This is a genomic window from Chitinophaga sp. 9-1-y (assembly GCF_059511905.2).
On the sequence record NZ_CM197955.1, the window covers coordinates 754865 to 774294 of the forward strand.

The following is a 19430-nucleotide window of genomic DNA, read 5'->3' on the forward strand; positions in this document are numbered from 1 at the left end:
TGAATGGAAGTATACCTAATTATGCATCCAAAGCTGCAGGCCGATTGCCGCAGCTGCTGTGCCGGTACTAATGCCTTTAAGGAATAAGGTAAACGTTTTTTGCCCACTCAGTTCCAGTGAAGGAATATCAAGTAAAGTAACTGTTCTGTTACCAGCTTGTGTTTTTACTTTGACCCGGTATTTGCCGGCAGCGATAGTTCTGAAAGGAGCAAGTGCGGCAGCATCGGGTTTATTGCCAACGTATGTGCCGGATTTTATCAACCTGGTACTGTCGTTTCCGCTGAAAATGTCGACATCTACAGGCGTGGTGGTAGGGGATAGGTGAAGGAATCGGATATTCGCTTTTGCAGTACCCGGGTTGTTTATCAGATCTTTTAATACGATGAACTTTATCTTATTGGCTTTAAGTGTATCATATATAAATAAGCTATAGCTGGTTCCATTTTCAAAGCTGAAATTGCCGTCCGCTACAATATTGTTTTCCACAGAAAGCTTAACAGGAAGATCTTTTCCCGCCTGGATCCGGGAATATGGTTTTTGGGAGGCCAGATAAGTTATTTTTTGCTGATACTTTTTTTCGTTTACATTAATCGTTACCTGCTCCGTTTTGGGTGATGCATGTATTACCTGTAAATAGGCGATGGCTGGTACCGGATTACTAATTGAGGTCTTCTTGCATGCGGTGATGGAAAGACCTGCTACCACTAATAATGAGGATACTTTTAAGGACCTTGTTGCTTTACTCATTTTCATAAGTTTAAATTTTAATGACGTAGGTGATGTTATTCTATGTCTTATAACATGAATGAACTCTTATCTTCCTATTGCTCATTTGAAAGAAACATCGCTTTAACAATATATTATGCAAAAATCAGCGATGCGCGCAATCCTAATTGGAGAAGAAATTGGAGGCGCACGAAAACGCCTCCCATAACATGCCACGAGTGGGGTAACATAACCATGATTGCATTAAAGATTCCGAAAAGGGGAAACTTCCTATCAGGGGTGGCGAAAAATTAAAATTTAAAAGAGTACGACAAATAAAAAGTAAGATCAAAAAGGCGGGTGCCTGTTGAAGATGTGTTATAGGCACTATTGTCTGGAATAGCAGGATCAGGGCTGTATGTGTTACGAGCCTGATAGGCGTTATATAATCCTGCTGATATTTTATGTGAAAGTTGCTTCCTGGTCTGAAATGTAAAACCGGCGTTTAAATTAAGACGATGATATGCTTTTAACCGACTGGGTTGATATCCGGCTCCCGTGCTATCCGGCTGCATTTTAGTGTCTCCTGAACTGAAGTACCAAACGGCATTTAAATCCAGGCTTTTAATGGGGCTGTAGCTGATGGTTGCGTTCAAATTATGCCGCCGGTCATATCGGAATGGGTATCTTTTTCCGTCGTTAATCCCCGGGAATTGCCTGTCGCTATAAGTAAGTGCATAGGAAAGTTGCCATTGCCATTTGCGAACTTGCTTTCTTGATAGAAGTTCCAGGCCATAGCTGCGGCCCTTCCCGGTAAGGATGTCTTCTTCCCATGAATCCCCGTTATAAAAAATATTCCCTTTTTCTGTGAAGTTGGTGATATTTCTCATCACCTTATAATAAGCATCTGCTGAAAGATATAACCCTTTTTTATCCTTGAAATTGTATCCCAGGTTAATCATGATGCTTTCAACCGGGCGCAGCAGATTTGTACTCGGTACCCAAAATTCGCTGTTGATGTCTAATGATGGACTGGTGACCTGGTGAAGGTATTGTGTCATTTGAGCATACGATAACGTTAGTTGCTGTTGTTCGTTTATGCGGTACGCTGCAAATAATCTGGGTTGCAGAGACAGATGTGTAAAGTGTTTGAAATTGTAAACTGCAAAATTAAACCCGGGTCTGATTAATATATTTGGTCCAATATGTAATTCATTTTCAAAATAGGTAGAGAATTCGCCGAATCGGAATGGGCCGACGGCCTGGTAATCATCAGTTCCTTCCACGAACGCTGATGATATGTTGGTGGTGAATGGCCTGATGGTAGTATGTGAATACCTGCTGCCGAACCTGAAACGTGCATTGGACCATGAATTAAATTCGAACTGGGTTTTCGCTTCCAGCTTTTGAATGGATCCATAGTTATTAAATACATTGTTGTCTCCCATTTGTGTAGTACTATCGTTGAACGCGGTTAATTTTACCCCAGCCAGGTTACTATAGCTGGTTGCGTTTAAGGTAGTACTAACGAATGACCGGGATCCAAGTAACTGAAGCCAGTTAAGCGTGCCCAAACGATTTCCCCAGCGCTGAATATACGGGGCACTGGGATCATGCAGGATCAGCCGGTCTTTTCCCAGGTAGCCTGTAAACATTAACTTACTATTGGCATTAATTAGATGTGTTAGTTTGAAATGGATGTCATAGAAGCGCAGCCGGTAATTGTCATCGATGATATTCAGTAAAGGGTTGGACCAACTGTGACGCATGGAAAACATCATTGCGGTTGTTTTTTTTATCAATGGTCCGTCCAGGGCCACTGATCCGGCCAACAGCCCCGCATTGCCTTCCACGCTCCATTTTTCCATGTTGCCATCGCGGGTATTCACTTCTGTAATGGAGGAGATGGCGCCATCGAAACGACTTGGGAAATCGTTTTTAAATTGTCTTATTGATTTAACCAGGGTGCTGTTGACAATGGAAATTTCTCCGAGTAAATGACTGGGATTAAAAACTTGGTTGCCGTCAAGGAGGAAAACGCTTTGATCCGGATCTCCGCCTCTGACCACTAATTTTCCAGTTGTTTCCTGCGTTTCAATATTACCAGGCATCAGGTATTGCGATCTCACCGGATCTGCTTCTCCAAGGAAATTGTTGTAAGCGTCTGTCTGATACTTGTCTATCCTTGAGCCACCATCTTGTTGAAGCATGTTTCCTCCTTCTATTTTTGCCTCTGGTAATTTAGTGGCGGAAACGACTAGATTTTTTTTTGTTGGTAATTCGATTTCTACAATGATTATTTTAGAAGGCAAACTATTGTGGCTTACTTCCAGATAATGCTTGCCTCGTGTGAGCAATATGTGATAGTAACCGAACCTGTTTGCTTGTGTAAGCTGGCCCGTAGCCAGATCTTTTACAGTAGCATAGGCCAGGGGTTCCAGGCTGCCTTCCTCCATTGTATAACCATAAAGCGAATATTTGTCCGGGATTTTTCTGTAAGAAACAGGAACCAGGATTATTTTGTTGTGTATCTCTTCTATTGTAACTTTTTGTCCATCCAACAATTGATGAAGCACTGCGCCAAGTGTTGTACTTCCTTCTGTTATGGAAAAAGTGCTGTCAGTATTCAGAGATATACTGGAATATTCGATTATTGTACCACTGTATCTGCTTATTTTGGTTAACAGATCAGGAATTGTGCCTGTTGCAAAGTGGCAGGTAAATGTTTTCCTTATTAGAGACTGCTGGGCGCTGACATTTAGGATACCGCAGCTACAAAATAGGATAGTGATAACCAGGAATATACTGAGATGGCGGATAGCATGAAAATTCTGTGGCGACCTCCGGTCGTCATAGCCTGTGTATGTCCTATGTCTGAAACGTCCGACTATAAAAGAAATTAATGTTTTAGTATAATATAATGGTATCCTGCTTTTGCCGATAATGAAGGTTTGCCAGCTTTGTTAATTCTTCTATTGCCTGGTTTAGGGGCTCGCTCTTAAAGCTGGCAGTTATATTTATTTCCCCAATTCCAGGGCTTTGAATACTGTCAATTTTAATGGGAGTGTTATAATAAATAGTAAGCGTCCGAATTACCTCTTTTAGTTGGATACCACTAAAAATTAAATCTTCCTGCTGCCATTGCAAAGGGAAACTGATGAATGTTTTCTTGTCAAATGTTTCTCCGGAAAAGAGGGCTTCTTCGTGAGCTAATAAGATACATTTATTTTGCGGATGCTCTCTGTCAGCAAATAGAATCTTACCAGTAAGAACAGCCACTCTGTCCTCTCTATGTCCCGCGTTTACCACGAATGATGTGCCTAACACAGTGATCAGTCCTTTTGGCGTTTCAATCAGAAACGGTTGGCCGGCTAAAGTCTTTACGTCAAAGAATGCTTCACCTAACAACTGTAATTTGCGTGTCGTATTCTTAAAATCAACAGGATACTTGATGCTTGCTCCATTTCGCAACCATACATTTGTACCGTCCGATAGTGTCAAGTGCTGGTCGGCTGCAGCGGTTAAATAGTTAAATTTGGGCTTGTTATTATTATAAAGCCACCACCCGCTGAAAATAACAACTGTGAGAATAGCAGCTGCTATCATTAGTTTGAGCAGGGATTGGACACGGACAGGCTTATCTGTAGAGATATTAACATCTTCCCCTCTTAATATAACGCGGTTGTTGACTTTTAGCCAGGCCTTTGACGTGTCAAATGAATTTTCTTCCGCCCATTCATCGGTTTGTTTCCACGTTTCAAGAAACTGATTAATTTTGTCCTGGTCAGCGGGGTGATGTGATACCCAGTCAATAATCACTATGTCATCTGCCTGGGTGGATATTCCCTGGACCTTTCTAAGCAATGTATCGATTATGTGGTTAGGTAATTCTTGCATTTTGTTTTTTCTCCCAATTACTAAAACTTAAAATTTTGTGAAATTCCTACGGCTACCGGAGAATATTTTTAACCACTTTTAACAAAAGTTCTTAGTAATTTCAATGCCTTCCATAGCTGGTTGTTGACAGTTTTGATAGATATGCCCAAATTGTCGGCAACTTCCTGGTTGCTGAAATTGCCAAGACGGCTTAGAAGGAATACCTCTTTGCATTTGGGCGGGAGTTGTTTGATTCCGTCATTCAGCAGGTCCTTGTAATTTACATCCCCTTCTTCCAGACTGTCGGGTACCGGTGTTGGAATTTCATCTTCAATATCTATGTTGGTAAGACTATAAATGGGAAGACGTTGTTCACGCCGAATATAAGTTAGGCTGTTGTTACGAACCGCTGTAAAGAGGTAATACTTTATCCCTTGATTAAGCAAAATACCTCTATGGTTTTCCCATATTTTTGCAAAAACATCCTGCACAATATCTTCACATATATCTTTGTTTTTTATATAACTGAAAGCATATTTGCAAAGCGGATTGTATTGCTGTTCAAATACCAGTCTAAACTGCCTGTAGAGGTCATCTGTGCTCACAAATGTATTTTAAAATATAGAAAATTGATAAATGCGTATAGTTGTAGCTGAGCTATATTTACAATAGCTTTTCATTCCATAAATCAATAACGCAGGGTTGTTTCATTCCCTCTATTCTGATTCCCGGATGGCCATTTAGTAGATGTTGGAAGGGGATAGACTACAGGGGGAAGTAAATTTCATATCAAAGTAAATATAATCCGGTTGCCTGGAACCGGTAACCCAGCGGTGATAGTCTTACCATGTCAGGACGCAATGTTTTTAACTTTACCTAGTGGTTGCCTTATACTTCACATTTGAAATTTTTTTTTTCGACGTAGGAAGATTTCAACTTTTGCTGTTTTTATTACAGATATGGTTATGTTGACCTCAATTGTGATTTAAAGTTAATCATACTTACAACTGAAGGGGGCGCTGTTTTAGCGCCTCCCATTTTTATGCGCCGGTGTTAAAGACTGGTCCGCTATTTCAACTGCAAATTACTTGTAAAAAAATGTTAAAACTCCCGGACTCTCTTGGTTGGCTGATAACAGCATTTTTCCGCTCCGCGGATTCACAGCGAGTCTTTTGTTGAAAGGTAGGTAGGATAAGGAAGATAAAAAGGGCTTGTCCCTTGAAACCAATTGGTGTGATGGGATGGAGGTACCTTTTATTTGGAAATAGAAACGCACAGAGATCACATATAATCGATATTCTCACTCAATCAGATATCAAAAGGTTCGAGTTTTGTGCGATAGGGATCCCCCAAATCGGCAATTACCAACTGGGGATTATCTAAAATAGAAAACCCGCGACTAGCGAGGGTTTCTTCTATATTTTGCCGGCTGTAGGGGACAAATATCGAACTTTTTTGTCTCCGATTTGGGGAAAATCTACCAGTTTGCCAAGCAAGTTTTATAATTATATCTAAGGGAGTAAAAATAATAAGGCGTTGTTATTTTTACTCAATGTACAGTCTATTTAGGTTGGATAATCGTGCTAAAACTAGCCCAATGAATCTCATCTAAATAGGGATTTACGGCGTTGACAATCTTTTGTCTTCCCAATCAATAATTAGTTTTCTTTTTACAAATAGCCATTGATTATTTTGGTGGGTATAAGTATCATAATAGCGGATAGCTTCGGTTTGTAATATTCTTTTTCCATCTTCAAAAAAAATATGATGGGCAAGACATTGGACAAACCCGGTGGTGTCATCCCCGAATTTGATCAGGTTCTGCCCGTTAAGGTGAAACGTCATATTGTATTTTTCCAGGCCCTTGAACGCTTTTTCTAATTCTTTGCGCCCTTTTAATACGACAATAGGCTTGCTTGTATCGGGCTCTGACCGATAAATTTCCAACGTACCATTTTCAACAAAAAGAGCTGCCTGCCGTTGAGCTTTAGTCCTGTCCGCGTAATATGCAAAACTGTCAATTAACTCGCGTATAGCAATGTCATTTCTGAATGCATTTGAATTTAGTCGCCTTACGGAGTCAAGGGCGGACTGCGATTTTACAGAAAAAGTCTGTGTTATAAATAACAGAATGATTGTTACATTTTTCATATAGTGGATTTGAAGTCAATGTTTATATTTTCGTTTGTTTCAATGACTGCTAACATCCTGTTAGTGGTTCGTTGTTATTGTCTGTCCACTGTGTAATTCAGTTCAGTTACCCCACAAGTAAATTGTCTGGTAGTCACCAGGTTTAGTTTTATTTTATCTTTGATGTCTACAAATAATGGAATGCCTCGTCCAAGAATAACTGGATTAACAAATAGCCAATAGCCATCAATTAAGTTCTGTTGAATAAGTGAATGTGTGGCTGTCGGGCTACCAAAAAGTAAGACTTCTCCACCTGCCTGTTGTTTTATTTCGTTTATTTTATCTGAAACGTTGTCGCTAATAATTGTTGTATTAGTAAAACCCGCGTCTTTCATTGTTTTCGATAAAACAACTTTGTGAGCTTTGTTATACCACTTTGAATGTTGAGTGTCGTGCTTGGTCGCATTCGGCTTGTCTCCTGCGGTAGGCCAGTAATTTTCCATCATCTGGTAAGTTGCTCGTCCGTATAAAGCCGTATCGGTTTCGCCGATCCGCTTACCGACATGATCAAAAATTTCCTCACCAAGTTTGATCCAGTTCATCTCTCCGTTCGGTCCTGCTACAAAGCCGTCAAGCGATATGTGCATAAATGAAATTATTTTTCTCATATTTTTTTTATTTATGGTTTTTTACTTTGTAATATTTTAATATATTTTTCAAGTCGATTTAAAGTCTGCTTGCCACCTTCAATGGCATTTATCCGTCTATTCAGTTCTTCAATAATTTCTTTTGACTTAAATATTGACTTCATTGTCAGTAATGTTTTTTCTTCAACCTCTTCAAATGAAATTGAAACTGTGAAATTATAATCTTCGCTTTCGCCAAAATGTCTATAGGATAAAAGGGAAGGTTTTTCTACTTCCAAATACTCAACTTTGCTATCCCAATCTTGTCCCCAACCATGCATAATAGAATCCCAGGTTTTGCCAGATGCTACGTTCATTGATTTTATAGTCAGCGAAAAACCATCTGGCCCCCACCATTCTTTTATATGCTCCGGGGTGGTCCATACTTCCCAAACCAAATCCCTTGGAGCATCGAGAATTCTCGTATGTATAAGACTGTTCCCTTCCTGTTTGAATGTATTGTACTTCTCCATCTATCTATTTTTTCTTGTTTTGAATTTTAGCCAGATAATTTTCCAATGAGTCTAATTTATTGTCCCAATAGTTTCGATATTGATCTACCCAGTCTGTTACTTCCTTTAATCTTTCGAGTTTGGCTTCGCAATATCTTTCCCTGCCCTGTTGTTTGATTACAATAAGACCACAATCGTTAAGAAACTGTACATGCAATGAAACTGCTTGACGGGTAATATCAAACTCCTTGGCAATAGCATTAACATTTAGTGATTTCCGAGCCAACATACCAATAATTTGCCTGCGGGTTGGATCTGCTATTGCCTGAAAGATGTCTTTTGTTGGTGCCATATTGCGCAAGTGATTTCTTGCAAATATATATGCAAGGTTTGACTTGCGCAAATTTATTTTAACTACTCCTGTAAAAAGCCATTCAATCGAATTTTTTTGAACTTCCAGAACCTGAGAATGTGAGTGCCATTTTGTTTTCCAACAATGCGACAATAGCCACCTTTAATAGAACATTGGGTGACGAAGAAATTCGCATCATAAGGAGAAGTACTCATTGTAACCCTGCACCAGACGCTTTCGAACCAATAGTTAATGTTTTTGACCTAAGTGCCCCTTATTATGAAGTGTTTTGGGAGATGGACTTGTTTTGTATCATAATTCCAATGCCATACATAATTGACAGGGGATGGTTTCCAGACGTTTCATATGTATTTTGACAAGGAGTTGGACCAGTTGTATGTTACACTCGGCCATATGATGTATTAAGTTCGATTACGATGGTGTTAGTACCGGAACCAGAGTAGAGAACAACATAAGAAGCCTTTCACACGAGAGGCTTTTACTTTTTATTTGATCTTTAATGTAATTGCATAAAAATTATATGCTGAATACAAGAAATGTTTAGGAAAAGAAAAGGGGACAAATAATTGTAAATCGAACTAGTGAAATCCTTTACTAGATTGGATATCCTATTTTCTCATTTCACTTCCTTTTATAGTAAACAAAATACTGGGGTATTATAATACATACGGAAATGAATACACTTTTTCCTAATCTATTTTAGTGACACCTTACTACGGGCGGAGGAGCGGTAAAAATCAGTAATAATATTTGTATCTCAGTAAGTGATCGTTAAACTTAATAAGGTAACATAAAAAAACAGGAGAGAATTAATCGGAACTCGACTAAATACTCGACTTAAAATAGAAAACCCGCGACTAGCGCGGGTTTCTTCGAGATTTTGCGGACCGGACGGGACTCGAACCCGCGACCTCCGCCGTGACAGGGCGGCATTCTAACCAACTGAACTACCGATCCGTAATACTGTAGGGCCTTTCAGCCGATTGGTATTCCCCGTTTGGGAGTGCAAATGTAGCAACATTATTTCCATTCCTCCAAATAAATTTTCAAAAAAAGGAAATTATTTTTTCCAGCTATTAATATCCGGACAACTGCTCATGGCTGCTGCAAAGGCGGCAGTGCTGCCATACCGGGTGGTAAACATACGCTCATAGGGAGAATGATAACGGTTGTCAGTAGAATGAATAGCCTGATCACAAACCGCCAGCATTACAGTGGCCTGCGCGGCTAATTCCTTATTATCTCTTGTATAGGCAAGCACTTGCTGATACATTCGGATAGCATCTGCACAGCGGTAGTAAGGTTGTTTATAAGTATGAGCATTCGGGTAAAAAGTATACCATGCCCACCGATAGCCCTGCCACCATTCATCATGGAAGTCCATTTCGGCTGCACTCTTACCATAGCTGAACATCATCCAGGCGGATCCCGGCCTGGAGATATTAAAATAAGCATTACCTAGCAGCATAGACAGGCGCGCTTTTTCAGCGGGTAATTTGGCCGCGCCGAGGGTATCCATCAACTGTATCATATCCCGGAGAATTAACTTTTTACTTACATAGGGATACGCCTTGTAGGGTGTTTTATCAATGCCTTTCAATGGCGTTGCGGTACCAATATACCGTAAGGGCAACCCATCGGCATAGGCATATTTTTCTTTCCAGAAATGATCCGGAATGCGATTAAAGGTAGTCATCGCAGCCTGGTACTGTTGCCGCCGCAGTTGGAGTGTACCTTTCAGGTCCAGGTAAAAATCATCGGTAGACCAAACATCGGGCGAAATCATTTTTTCAAAAGCTGTTTTATGGGCGCGGTATTTAAGAGACAGCAACATATCTATATCTGCCGGGGTAGCATATTTATCAAAGAAGGCGATTTTGTTATAGCAAATGGTATCAGATTCGGAATCGGTATATCTGCCGGAAATGCCATAATAGTCATCTACCAACACATTTGCTTTTTGAAATAATAGTCCGGCTTTCACGATATCGCCTTTAATTTTCATTTGCCGGCTAAGGAGCAGATATAGTTGAGAAATAGCCGTGTAAGGTCGGGCAACCCAATAAAATTCATCAAAATGGTAACTTTCTTCGCCCATACGGATAACAGTAGAGAGTTGCTTATATAAAGCTTCCTGTATGGTGGGTTGGGTGATATCGGCGGTGTAAATAAGCTGAATAGTGTTGGCGATTGCCTTTTGTTTAGCGTATCGTGGCTGCCTGGTATGGATGGTTCGCAGGTACGCAGCGGCTTCAGGATATTGTTTATCTATTTGAAATAAATGAACAATAGCCAGTTGTAGCAAGGTTTTATCAGACCCTGGGTATTTTAACTGGCTAATCAGTTGAGTACGTACTTGTCGGAGATATAGCAAATCCTTCTGAAAGTTCTTTTGATGATAGGGCCCAAAGGGCCGATCCTCTTTTGTTCCACCAAAACCCAGTAGCTGGGGTGATAGCAGCCAATCTTCCAGTTTATTGATTTCCCGGCAAATGAGTAATGGCAGATACTTATTGGATGGATCAGCAGCACTTATTTCCTGTATTTCCCTTAATCCCCTGCCGGTATTTTTAAGTCCGATTGCGGCCGCAATTAATCTGCGGGTAGCCGGATCCGTGACAGACCCCTTTAGGGCAACTAGCTTTTTGGTGGTAAAGAATCTTGCTGCGTAAGCTTTTTTTTCTTCGCTACGGTCAAACGCCTGTAATAGCACCAGCAGCCGGCCGTTTTCATCTTTTTGTACATCGGCGTAATAGATCAATCCCCAATCTGCTACAATGGTTTTTTTATGGAGGAGGTATTGATCGTAAAAAGAGCGGATACGCTCACCAAGATCAGGAGGTGCAGGTTCATTATTGCCATAAATGGTATACGAAAGTATTTTAAGCACCTGGAAGGCGTAACGCTCCTGTAAAAAGGGGAGCTTAACGCGGCGGCATTGCTGTTCGGCGTAAGTAGCGAGAGAGTCGAGGAAATGATTACTATAAATAGGGCCGTTTGTTTCCCATGGATCCATGCTGACAGCTGCAGTGGTAAATTCTATCTTTTTGGCAAATGACAGGTAATCCGCCACCGCCTGATGTTCCGGCAGCAATAACCAGTTGACAAAACTATTATCAGTACTGTCGCCCTTATGCTTAATGGTATACAAAAAGTCATCTGGCGACATCGCATATTGTACTTCATAAATGTCTTTGAGTGATACCTGATTACCGGTGAGCTGTTGCCATTCCCGGCAGTTGCGGTGCTTGTCGGTTTTCAACGGGTCCGTATCCACGGCATTAGTAAAGGCCAGCGTATAATTAAATGTCTGTAGATGATCGAGGCCGCTAAGATAACTGCGGAACAGCATGATCCGGCTTTCGTCCGGATAGCTGTCAGGAGGACAACTATTGGTAGGACGGTAAGTAATAAGAATTAGCAATAAAGCACTAATAGCGATGAACAGTTTCCCAGATAACGCTTTCATAAGTAATAATTGAAGGGAGATTCCAGTAATAAAATGCTATATGCTGGTAGCCAGGTAGCTTGTCAGTCATAAGAGCTACTGCGGCAGTTAATGCTTGTGGGTCGGGATACTCCATACGTAAGAGATCTCCTTCCCGGAAATAGAGATCATCGATCACGGTGTCCCGCAGAAAGCGATAACGCTGGTCCTGCTCGTGGGTAAATACGGTCGTATCAGAAATGAAAGCTTCATCCTGGTATATGATACGTTTAAATTGATGATCCCGGAACCAGGTATACCAGCCAAATACAGGGAATGCCAGGTCTAACGGTAACGGATAAGCTTTACCACCCAGATATTGCCGGAGTTCGGACAGGTCAAAAATGGAGTTCTGCGTGGCAGGATTAGCTATTTTACCGAGATTATAACACATCAGCATCCCTTTATCCACAGGTGGAACCCCCATTTTCTCCCAATATTTATAAGGATATAAACGAATAGTGGCGGATATCGTAATGCCCGGATTCGCTTTTTTGAATGCTTCCAGGAAATGGAAATATAGCTGCTTTGTACCAGCTGTCCAGTCACAGTCTATCTGTATTTCAGGTACAGCATAGTTGCTGATGCGGGCTTTCATCCGGGTGGTCACCGCATTTATTTTGGCCGTTATTTTGTGTGCCAGCTCCTCGCTTGTGGCAGTATTCAGCTGCTCAAACGTTCTGTTGGTAATGAATATAACCGGGGTAAATGTTATACCGTACAGGAACTTGTCGTCGTAGATATAATTGTCAACCACCGCTTTGGGAATGGCCATGTGCATTGTTTCACTCCAGTCTACATCAAAATAATGCAGGTAGATATGGGATGTTTGCAGTTGTACTAGTTTTTCTTTTTCCTCCTCCGACATAGCAAAACTGGATCTCCAGTAATAGAAGGAATGTTGAATAGGAGGCTTTTCTTCCGGCTTACAGGAAAAAAGCAGTATCAGCAAGGTATACAGGCAATACCGGTAGGGAAACATGATGTAAAGGAGTATGATTCAAAGCTACGGGAATTAATGTTTATAACCTCCTTGTTATCTAGTGCTTTCTTCCCCCCACATTTTGATATATTTAAACAATTCTACATATTGCATAAACGTTTGAAAACTGACCCGTCAAAATATGCTATACTTATGAACAACACCGGATTTATCACCCTGGGTATTGTTATTGCAAATTTCTTTTTCTCCTATAAAGGATTCAGGAACCGCGTATTTTTCGATAAATATGCTTTCGTGGTGGAAAGAGTATTGCTGTTTAAAGAATACTGGCGGTTAATGACATCCGGGTTTCTGCATGTAGGCTGGCAACATTTGTTGTTTAATATGATTTCGTTGCTGGGCTTTAGCCTGTTCCTCGAGGAGGGATTAGGCAGCGTGGCTTTTCTGTTGATTTACTTTGGTAGTTTGATAGGAGGCGATTTATTGTCGCTGTATATACACCGGCGCGACAGTGATTACAGCTCAGTGGGGGCTTCCGGAGCGGTGTGTGGCGTGATTTTCGCCTCTATTGCTTTATTTCCCGGGATGTCTGTCAATTTCCTGGGATTGTTCCCGGTGGCTGGCTGGCTCTATGGGTTGATTTATATCTTATATGCTATTTACGGGATTAAGTCGCGCAATGATAACATCGGGCACGATGCACACCTGGGGGGAGCCTTGGTGGGGATGACGATCGCCATTGCGCTGGAACCGCAGGCGATGGTAGCCAACTTCGCTACGGTAGTGATTATAGCGGTGCCGGCGATATTCTTTATGTATGTCATCATTACCCGGCCGCATGTATTGCTGGTAGACAATTTCTTCTACCGGCAGCACCACGTTTTTGCAGATATCGACGATAAATATAATTTCGACCGGGCCCAACGGCAACGGGAATTAGACGCTATCCTCGACAAAATCCATAAGAAAGGCATCCATAGCCTCACAAAAGAGGAGAAAGAAAAACTGGAACGCTATTCTCAGCAGATCAGCTAAAGCGGCCCTTGTATCCGCCCAATTTTTATTACTTTAGCAGGAATACCACCAACCTTTTTATATAAGCCTGCTAATTATAATGCACGATAACAGCTATATTGACAAAGCATTGTTTCAACGCATCTCAGAAGGTGATGAAGAAGCGTTTGGTGTCCTGTTCAATGCCTCCATGCAAAGCCTGGAGCCCTTTATTCAGAAAATGGTGAAATCGCCGCACAACGCGCAGGAAGTGATACAGGCCACTTTCTTGCGGGTATGGTTAAGCCGCGATAAACTCACAGAGATTGATCATCCAAAAGCCTGGCTATATAAGGTGGCCGCCAATGAATGTTATACCTACCTCCGGAAAGAAGCCACAGAATACCGTTTACGGGAAGCAGTGACCACTGCAGATGATGAAATAGATACCACCAGCCGGCAGCTAAGCCTGAAGGAACTGCATGTACTCATTGAAGAAGCCGTACAGTTATTATCTCCCCAACGCAGGCGTATTTTCCAGATGAGTCGTAACCAGGGCATGAAGATCCCGGAAATAGCCACTGAACTGGATTTATCCCCCCATTCTGTTAAAAATGCCCTCGTTTTTTCCCTGAAGTCTATCCGGGAACACCTGCGCCGTTATGGTCATACCATCCCACTTGTTTATATCATTTTTATTTGCAGATAATTTTTTTTCGGGCAGATAGGTCCTTTCTGTCAGCAGCTCATTCTTATTATTGGGAGTACTCTTAAATAGACCCCTATTAGCATGGAGGAGCAAAGGGTTAAGTATATATTGCAACAGCGCCTTTCGGGAAAGGAAACTCCCGGAGAACAGGAAGAACTATACCACCTTCTCAGGAATGATGAGAATATGGAATTGTTTATGGCGGCGTTAACGGACCTGATGTGGCAGGCGCCGGCAACGGACACACCGGATACGGCTACTCATCAGGCACTGCTGAAGAGTATTACCGCCACCGATGTTACCTTACCTTTTGTGGAATCCGTACACCCCGTACGCTACCTGCGCTGGTGGTGGGCTGCGGCAGTTATAGGAGGAATCGTACTGGCGGCCGTTAGCTATTGGTGGCTGAAACCAGTAACAAGTGTGGCGCCCCTGCCGGTAGTAGCACAACGTTATAAAAATGAGGTGCCTCCGGGTGGTAATAAGGCAACACTGACACTGGCCAATGGCGCGGTCATTACCCTGGACGAAGCAAAGAATGATACCCTGGGCAAACAGGGAAACACCACCATCATCAAGCTGCAAAACGGGCAGGTACAATATAAAGCGGCAGAAGGATCCGCTGCGGTGAGCTATAATACGCTCACTACCCCACGTGGAGGACAATACCAGCTGACCTTACCCGATGGTACAAAAGTATGGCTGAATGCCGCCAGCTCCCTGCATTTTCCGACTGCTTTTATGGGTAATAACCGGGAAGTAACATTAACGGGAGAAGGATACTTTGAGGTGGCGCCATTGCCCGGCAAACCATTCCGGGTAAAAGTAAATGAAACAGAAATCGCGGTATTGGGTACACAGTTTAATATCATGGCGTATCCCAACGAAAAAATGATGGCGGTTACCTTGCTGCAAGGTGCCGTGAATGTAAGCCGGAATGGTATCGTAAAGAAGTTACAACCAGGGCAGCAGGCACGGATGGAAGGCAACAATAACATCACGGTGATACCCGTAGATACACAGACGGCAGTTGCCTGGAAAAATGGATTTTTCATCTTCGAGCGGGCCGATATTGCTACGGTAATGCGGCAGCTGGAAAGGTGGTATGATATAGACGTGGTTTATGAAGGAACACCACGTGAAATGTATTTTGGTGGCGGGATGCAGCGTAGTCTGCCCCTGTCACGCGTATTAAATATTCTTGAGAGAAACCAGGTGTTATTCAAAATAGAGGGTCGGAAAATAACTGTACTACGATAGTAAGCACACCATATTTTTTAACATACTTAAACCAACGCGCCTTTGAATTAAGAAATCATTGCTAAAAAACCAGCGCCATTAAAAAAACCAGTGATGGGCAAACATCACTGGTTACAGGCAATAAATTATTCGTGTAAACTCATTTTTATCACCGAAATCAAAAGTATGATTTTAACTGCTTTGTTCCAAAACAGAGAAGGGGAGGCCTATGTGCATAATCATCAACCAGATTATCCCCGCAACAATACCTTAGAAACGCATCACCACCAATGCAGATCTTACTCGCCGACACATACCGGCGCAATGAAAAGAAATAGTCAGCCAACCAAAATTTGGAGGATCATGAGATTATCTGCTTTATTACTAATGGCGGGCGCTTTGCAAATCAGCGCCAAAGGACTGGCACAGCGGGTGACCATGTCCGTCAGAAATACGCCGCTATCAACGGTTTTTAGCAACATTAACCGGCAAACGGGCTACATCGTTTTTTATAACTATGAAGCACTGGAAACTACCCGGCCCGTGACCGTTGAAGTGAAAAATGCTACTATCCAGGAACTGTTACACGTATCCCTGATGGGACAGGGCCTGGAATATGCGATCGATGATAAAACCATTACGGTCACTAAAATCATCCCGCGCGTACCCGAAATACCTGTACTGCCTGCACAGATCGTGGTGACCGGCCGCATCACAGACGAAAACGGTATCCCACTGGCCGGCGTTTCAGTGGTGGTAAAAGGTACCACCAAAGGCACGCAAACCAATACCAACGGGGAATATACGGTAGTGGTGAAAGATGAAAATGCCGTGCTGTCATTTACCTATATCGGTTTCGAAAAACAGGAACTGGTAGTTGGTAAAAACGCCGTTATCAGCCTGCAATTGAAAGCATCCAACAACAAGCTGACAGGCATCGACGTGGTAAACACCGGGTACCAGATGATTTCCCGGGAAAGAGCCACCGGCTCATTTTCTGTGATTGACCCATATCGCCTCCGCAGCAAATTAAAACCCGATGTAAAATCAGCCCTCGAAGGACAAGCTACCGGCGTAGTCCTCACCAAAGAAGGCAACCTGGAAATACGTGGCGTATCTACCATGCTGGGTACCGCTGCCAGCGCCCCGCTGCTGGTAATCGACGGATACCCTACCAACGCCGGACTGGAATCACTGAACATAGATAACATTGAATCCATTACCATCCTAAAAGACGCGGTAGCAGCCTCCATTTACGGCGCCCGCTCTTCCAACGGCGTAATTGTAGTGGCTACCCGCCAGGGCAGAAAAGGTGCACTGCAGGTAGAATACAAAGGATCTACCGGCATCACCCTGAAACCAGACCTGAAATACCTGAACAGGGCTTCTTCGGCAGACTATGTAGACGCAGAAATAGAACTCTACAACCTGGATCCCAACGGCAACCTGACAGACTATAATGATTACAACGTCACCTCTAAAGTGAACTATCTCATGATCGCAAAGTCACAGGGATGGCTGAGCGAAAAAGATGCCGACGCACAACTGGATGTACTGAGAAAAAGCGACGGACAAGCACAACTGCAGAAGTATTATTTCAGGAACCAGTTTACGCAACAACATAATATCTCTTTATCCGGCGGTAGCGAAAAAAGTATGTTGAATGCGGCGGTGAAATATATCTCGAATGAAAATAACACCATCCGTAATTCAGATAACCGCCTGATCTTCGACATGAAGAACGACTGGCGCCCAGGCAAACGGGTGGCTATACGGCTGTTCTCTAACGTGAACTATGCCACCACCACCGCACCGGTAAAAGGTTGGCAGGATATGCTGGCATATACCAACACCTCTCTCTTACAACCCTATGACCTGGTGGTAGATCCTGCTACAGGAGCACCATTGACCATGGATTACAAAAATGCCAAAAAACGGGATCGCTATGCCGCCATCGCCGGTACCAAGCCGCTGTATTATAATCCGCTCGAAGACCTGGCGCTGGAAAATACCTCCACTAAAACCCTGCAGCTACGACTCGGCGGTAGTATCACCATCAAACTATTGGATGGATTAAGCGCAGAAGCCGGTGGTTCCTGGAGCCGGGGCGATATGCTGGGCAGAAGCCTGTATGATAAAAATGCTTACCGGGTAAGACTTTGGTACGATGACAATACCTCGATATCCAATACTTCCAAACATTATATACCCGATGGCGCCGTAGTAAATGAAAGCCGCAATTTTAACCAAAGCTATATGTTCCGTACCCAGCTGAACTTTAGCCGGCTCGTTGCTCCCCGTCACCGCATAGCGGCCATCGCCGGAAATGAAATCAGTCGCAATACAACAGATAACAATACCCTGCCTACCCGCTTCGGCTACAACGATCAGGCAGGCACCTTTGCTACTTTTAACTACGCTGATTATAATGCCGGTAACTATAATGCAGACAAGCTGGGTACCAGCAGCCCTTCGGCCAGCATCGGCAGCTATGCCTTCCAGGATAACCGCTTTGTTTCCTGGTATGCCAACGGCTCCTACGAGTATGATAGCCGCTTTATCCTCAGCGGTAGTATACGCCTGGATCAAACCAACTTCTTTGGTACCGATCCCCGCTACCGCTATAAGCCGCTGTGGTCGGCCGGAGGTACCTATAAACTGGCAGAAGAAAAATTCTTCCAGGTACCCTTGATCGATCGCCTGGATCTGCGTGCTTCCTATGGAATCAATGGAAACATCTCCCTGAACTCAGGCCCTTTCCTGATCATCACACCAGGTAGTTATTCAACTTATACCGGGGATATATCTTATGGTATTACTTCTCCGCCTAATAACTCGCTGCGCTGGGAAAAAACAAAAAGCACCAACCTGGGTGTGGACGTGTCTTTGTTGAAAAGACGCATCAACGTAACCCTCGACTACTACCTGCGTAATAGCAGCGACCTGCTGGCGGCAGACGCCATTGATCCTACCCGCGGCTTTAGCTCCCTTACCAAAAACGTAGGACAAGTACGTAACCAGGGCTATGAAGTATCAGTAGATGCGGATGTGATCCGCAAAAAGAACCTGGTATGGAATACCTTCTTCAACTTCAGCTATAATAACAATAAGGTGCTTACCTATAATGTAACCTATCAGTATGCATCTTCCATTACCAACGGCGCTATTAAAAAAGCCGGCGACCCGCTGGATGCCCTTTATAGCTACCGGTATGCAGGCCTTGATAATAACGGTATATCGCAGTTTTATTCCAACAAAGGAGAGAAAATAGGCGGCGGAAACGTGGCAGTAGGCGATTTGATATATAGCGGTACCCTGCGTCCCAGGTATGCCATCAGCATGACCAACTCCCTGCGGGTGAAAAACTTCGATCTGTCCTTTATGTTCATTGCCAAATTAGGAAATGTATTAAGGAGAGATGCCTTCAGCGGATCTAATATTTTAAATAAACATGTGGGCGAAAGATGGCGTAAGCCCGGTGATGAAGCAAAAACAATCTATCCCAAACTCAGCGACTGGAATATGGATATGTTCTACTTCCCGTATTCAGATATCCTGATTGAAAGTGGTAACTATATGAAGCTGCGCGACATCACGTTGACCTACGACATCAATCCGCGGATCTTAAAACAGATAGGCTTCACCAATGCCAGGATATACCTGCAAAGCCGCAACCTGCTGATGATTACGGCCAACAGTGATCATCGTGATCCGGAAACATCTGAACTGAATCTCACCGGCGGTACCGGCGCATTTACGGAACAGGGCTTTAGCTCCCTGCCATTGCGGCCTGAGTTTTACGTTGGCTTATCATTCACGCTTTAATATTAATCATGG

At 43.0% G+C, this 19430-nt stretch carries 14 protein-coding genes and 1 tRNA gene; 4 read left to right on the plus strand and 11 right to left on the minus strand.

Going from position 1 to position 19430, the window contains the following annotated elements:
• Window positions 1-15 precede the first annotated feature (15 nt).
• From AC5ZC7_RS03025 to AC5ZC7_RS03075, 11 genes are all read right to left on the minus strand, one after another.
• Window positions 16-747, minus strand: a complete 732-nt coding sequence (locus AC5ZC7_RS03025; protein ID WP_496163056.1) for a DUF4397 domain-containing protein — start codon at window positions 745-747, stop codon at window positions 16-18.
• A gap of 269 nt (window positions 748-1016) precedes the next feature.
• Window positions 1017-3161 (minus strand): TonB-dependent receptor, encoded by a 2145-nt coding sequence (locus tag AC5ZC7_RS03030; protein ID WP_496163057.1) that lies wholly within the window; start codon window positions 3159-3161, stop codon window positions 1017-1019.
• A gap of 451 nt (window positions 3162-3612) precedes the next feature.
• Window positions 3613-4602, minus strand: coding sequence for a FecR domain-containing protein (locus tag AC5ZC7_RS03035; RefSeq protein ID WP_496163058.1), 990 nt, complete (start codon window positions 4600-4602; stop codon window positions 3613-3615).
• Window positions 4603-4670: 68 nt separating this feature from the next.
• Window positions 4671-5186, minus strand: coding sequence for an RNA polymerase sigma-70 factor (locus tag AC5ZC7_RS03040; RefSeq protein ID WP_496163059.1), 516 nt, complete (start codon window positions 5184-5186; stop codon window positions 4671-4673).
• Between the two features lie 1015 nt (window positions 5187-6201).
• Window positions 6202-6732, minus strand: coding sequence for a nuclear transport factor 2 family protein (locus AC5ZC7_RS03045; protein WP_496163060.1), 531 nt, complete (start codon window positions 6730-6732; stop codon window positions 6202-6204).
• A 74-nt stretch (window positions 6733-6806) separates the two neighbouring features.
• Window positions 6807-7379: a dihydrofolate reductase family protein gene (locus AC5ZC7_RS03050; RefSeq protein WP_496163061.1), complete on the minus strand. Its 573-nt coding sequence runs from the start codon at window positions 7377-7379 to the stop codon at window positions 6807-6809.
• Window positions 7380-7390: 11 nt separating this feature from the next.
• Entirely contained in the window at window positions 7391-7870 is a 480-nt protein-coding gene (locus AC5ZC7_RS03055) for an SRPBCC domain-containing protein (protein WP_496163062.1), read from the minus strand.
• A gap of 4 nt (window positions 7871-7874) precedes the next feature.
• Complete coding sequence (locus AC5ZC7_RS03060) at window positions 7875-8201, minus strand: ArsR/SmtB family transcription factor (protein WP_291923456.1); 327 nt, start codon at window positions 8199-8201, stop codon at window positions 7875-7877.
• 904 nt (window positions 8202-9105) lie between these two features.
• Window positions 9106-9179, minus strand: a tRNA-Asp gene (locus AC5ZC7_RS03065).
• 103 nt (window positions 9180-9282) lie between these two features.
• On the minus strand, window positions 9283-11691 hold the full coding sequence (locus AC5ZC7_RS03070) for a hypothetical protein (RefSeq protein ID WP_496163063.1): 2409 nt from the start codon (window positions 11689-11691) through the stop codon (window positions 9283-9285).
• Complete coding sequence (locus AC5ZC7_RS03075) at window positions 11654-12691, minus strand: hypothetical protein (protein WP_496163064.1); 1038 nt, start codon at window positions 12689-12691, stop codon at window positions 11654-11656. Before AC5ZC7_RS03075 ends, AC5ZC7_RS03070 begins: the two co-directional genes overlap by 38 nt.
• A 153-nt stretch (window positions 12692-12844) precedes the next feature.
• Between AC5ZC7_RS03075 and AC5ZC7_RS03080 the strand changes: the two genes are divergently transcribed.
• From AC5ZC7_RS03080 to AC5ZC7_RS03095, 4 genes are all read left to right on the plus strand, one after another.
• Window positions 12845-13687 (plus strand): rhomboid family intramembrane serine protease, encoded by an 843-nt coding sequence (locus AC5ZC7_RS03080; protein WP_496163065.1) that lies wholly within the window; start codon window positions 12845-12847, stop codon window positions 13685-13687.
• A 79-nt stretch (window positions 13688-13766) separates the two neighbouring features.
• On the plus strand, window positions 13767-14354 hold the full coding sequence (locus tag AC5ZC7_RS03085) for a sigma-70 family RNA polymerase sigma factor (protein WP_496163066.1): 588 nt from the start codon (window positions 13767-13769) through the stop codon (window positions 14352-14354).
• A gap of 81 nt (window positions 14355-14435) precedes the next feature.
• On the plus strand, window positions 14436-15614 hold the full coding sequence (locus AC5ZC7_RS03090; RefSeq protein WP_496163067.1) for a FecR domain-containing protein: 1179 nt from the start codon (window positions 14436-14438) through the stop codon (window positions 15612-15614).
• A gap of 342 nt (window positions 15615-15956) precedes the next feature.
• A complete protein-coding gene (locus AC5ZC7_RS03095; protein ID WP_496163068.1) occupies window positions 15957-19418 on the plus strand; it encodes a SusC/RagA family TonB-linked outer membrane protein in 3462 nt (1153 codons plus the stop codon).
• The last annotated feature ends 12 nt before the right edge of the window (window positions 19419-19430 follow it).

Bases quoted from the DNA above. Each gene is read 5' to 3' on its own strand.
- AC5ZC7_RS03025 (WP_496163056.1), bottom strand. From the start codon at position 747: ATGAGTAAAGCAACAAGGTCCTTAAAAGTATCCTCATTATTAGTGGTA.
- AC5ZC7_RS03030 (WP_496163057.1), bottom strand. From the start codon at position 3,161: ATGGAGGAAGGCAGCCTGGAACCCCTGGCCTATGCTACTGTAAAAGAT.
- AC5ZC7_RS03035 (WP_496163058.1), bottom strand. From the start codon at position 4,602: ATGCAAGAATTACCTAACCACATAATCGATACATTGCTTAGAAAGGTC.
- AC5ZC7_RS03045 (WP_496163060.1), bottom strand. From the start codon at position 6,732: ATGAAAAATGTAACAATCATTCTGTTATTTATAACACAGACTTTTTCT.
- AC5ZC7_RS03050 (WP_496163061.1), bottom strand. From the start codon at position 7,379: ATGAGAAAAATAATTTCATTTATGCACATATCGCTTGACGGCTTTGTA.
- AC5ZC7_RS03055 (WP_496163062.1), bottom strand. From the start codon at position 7,870: ATGGAGAAGTACAATACATTCAAACAGGAAGGGAACAGTCTTATACAT.
- AC5ZC7_RS03060 (WP_291923456.1), bottom strand. From the start codon at position 8,201: ATGGCACCAACAAAAGACATCTTTCAGGCAATAGCAGATCCAACCCGC.
- AC5ZC7_RS03070 (WP_496163063.1), bottom strand. From the start codon at position 11,691: ATGAAAGCGTTATCTGGGAAACTGTTCATCGCTATTAGTGCTTTATTG.
- AC5ZC7_RS03075 (WP_496163064.1), bottom strand. From the start codon at position 12,691: ATGTTTCCCTACCGGTATTGCCTGTATACCTTGCTGATACTGCTTTTT.
- AC5ZC7_RS03080 (WP_496163065.1), top strand. From the start codon at position 12,845: ATGAACAACACCGGATTTATCACCCTGGGTATTGTTATTGCAAATTTC.
- AC5ZC7_RS03085 (WP_496163066.1), top strand. From the start codon at position 13,767: ATGCACGATAACAGCTATATTGACAAAGCATTGTTTCAACGCATCTCA.
- AC5ZC7_RS03090 (WP_496163067.1), top strand. From the start codon at position 14,436: ATGGAGGAGCAAAGGGTTAAGTATATATTGCAACAGCGCCTTTCGGGA.
- AC5ZC7_RS03095 (WP_496163068.1), top strand. From the start codon at position 15,957: ATGAGATTATCTGCTTTATTACTAATGGCGGGCGCTTTGCAAATCAGC.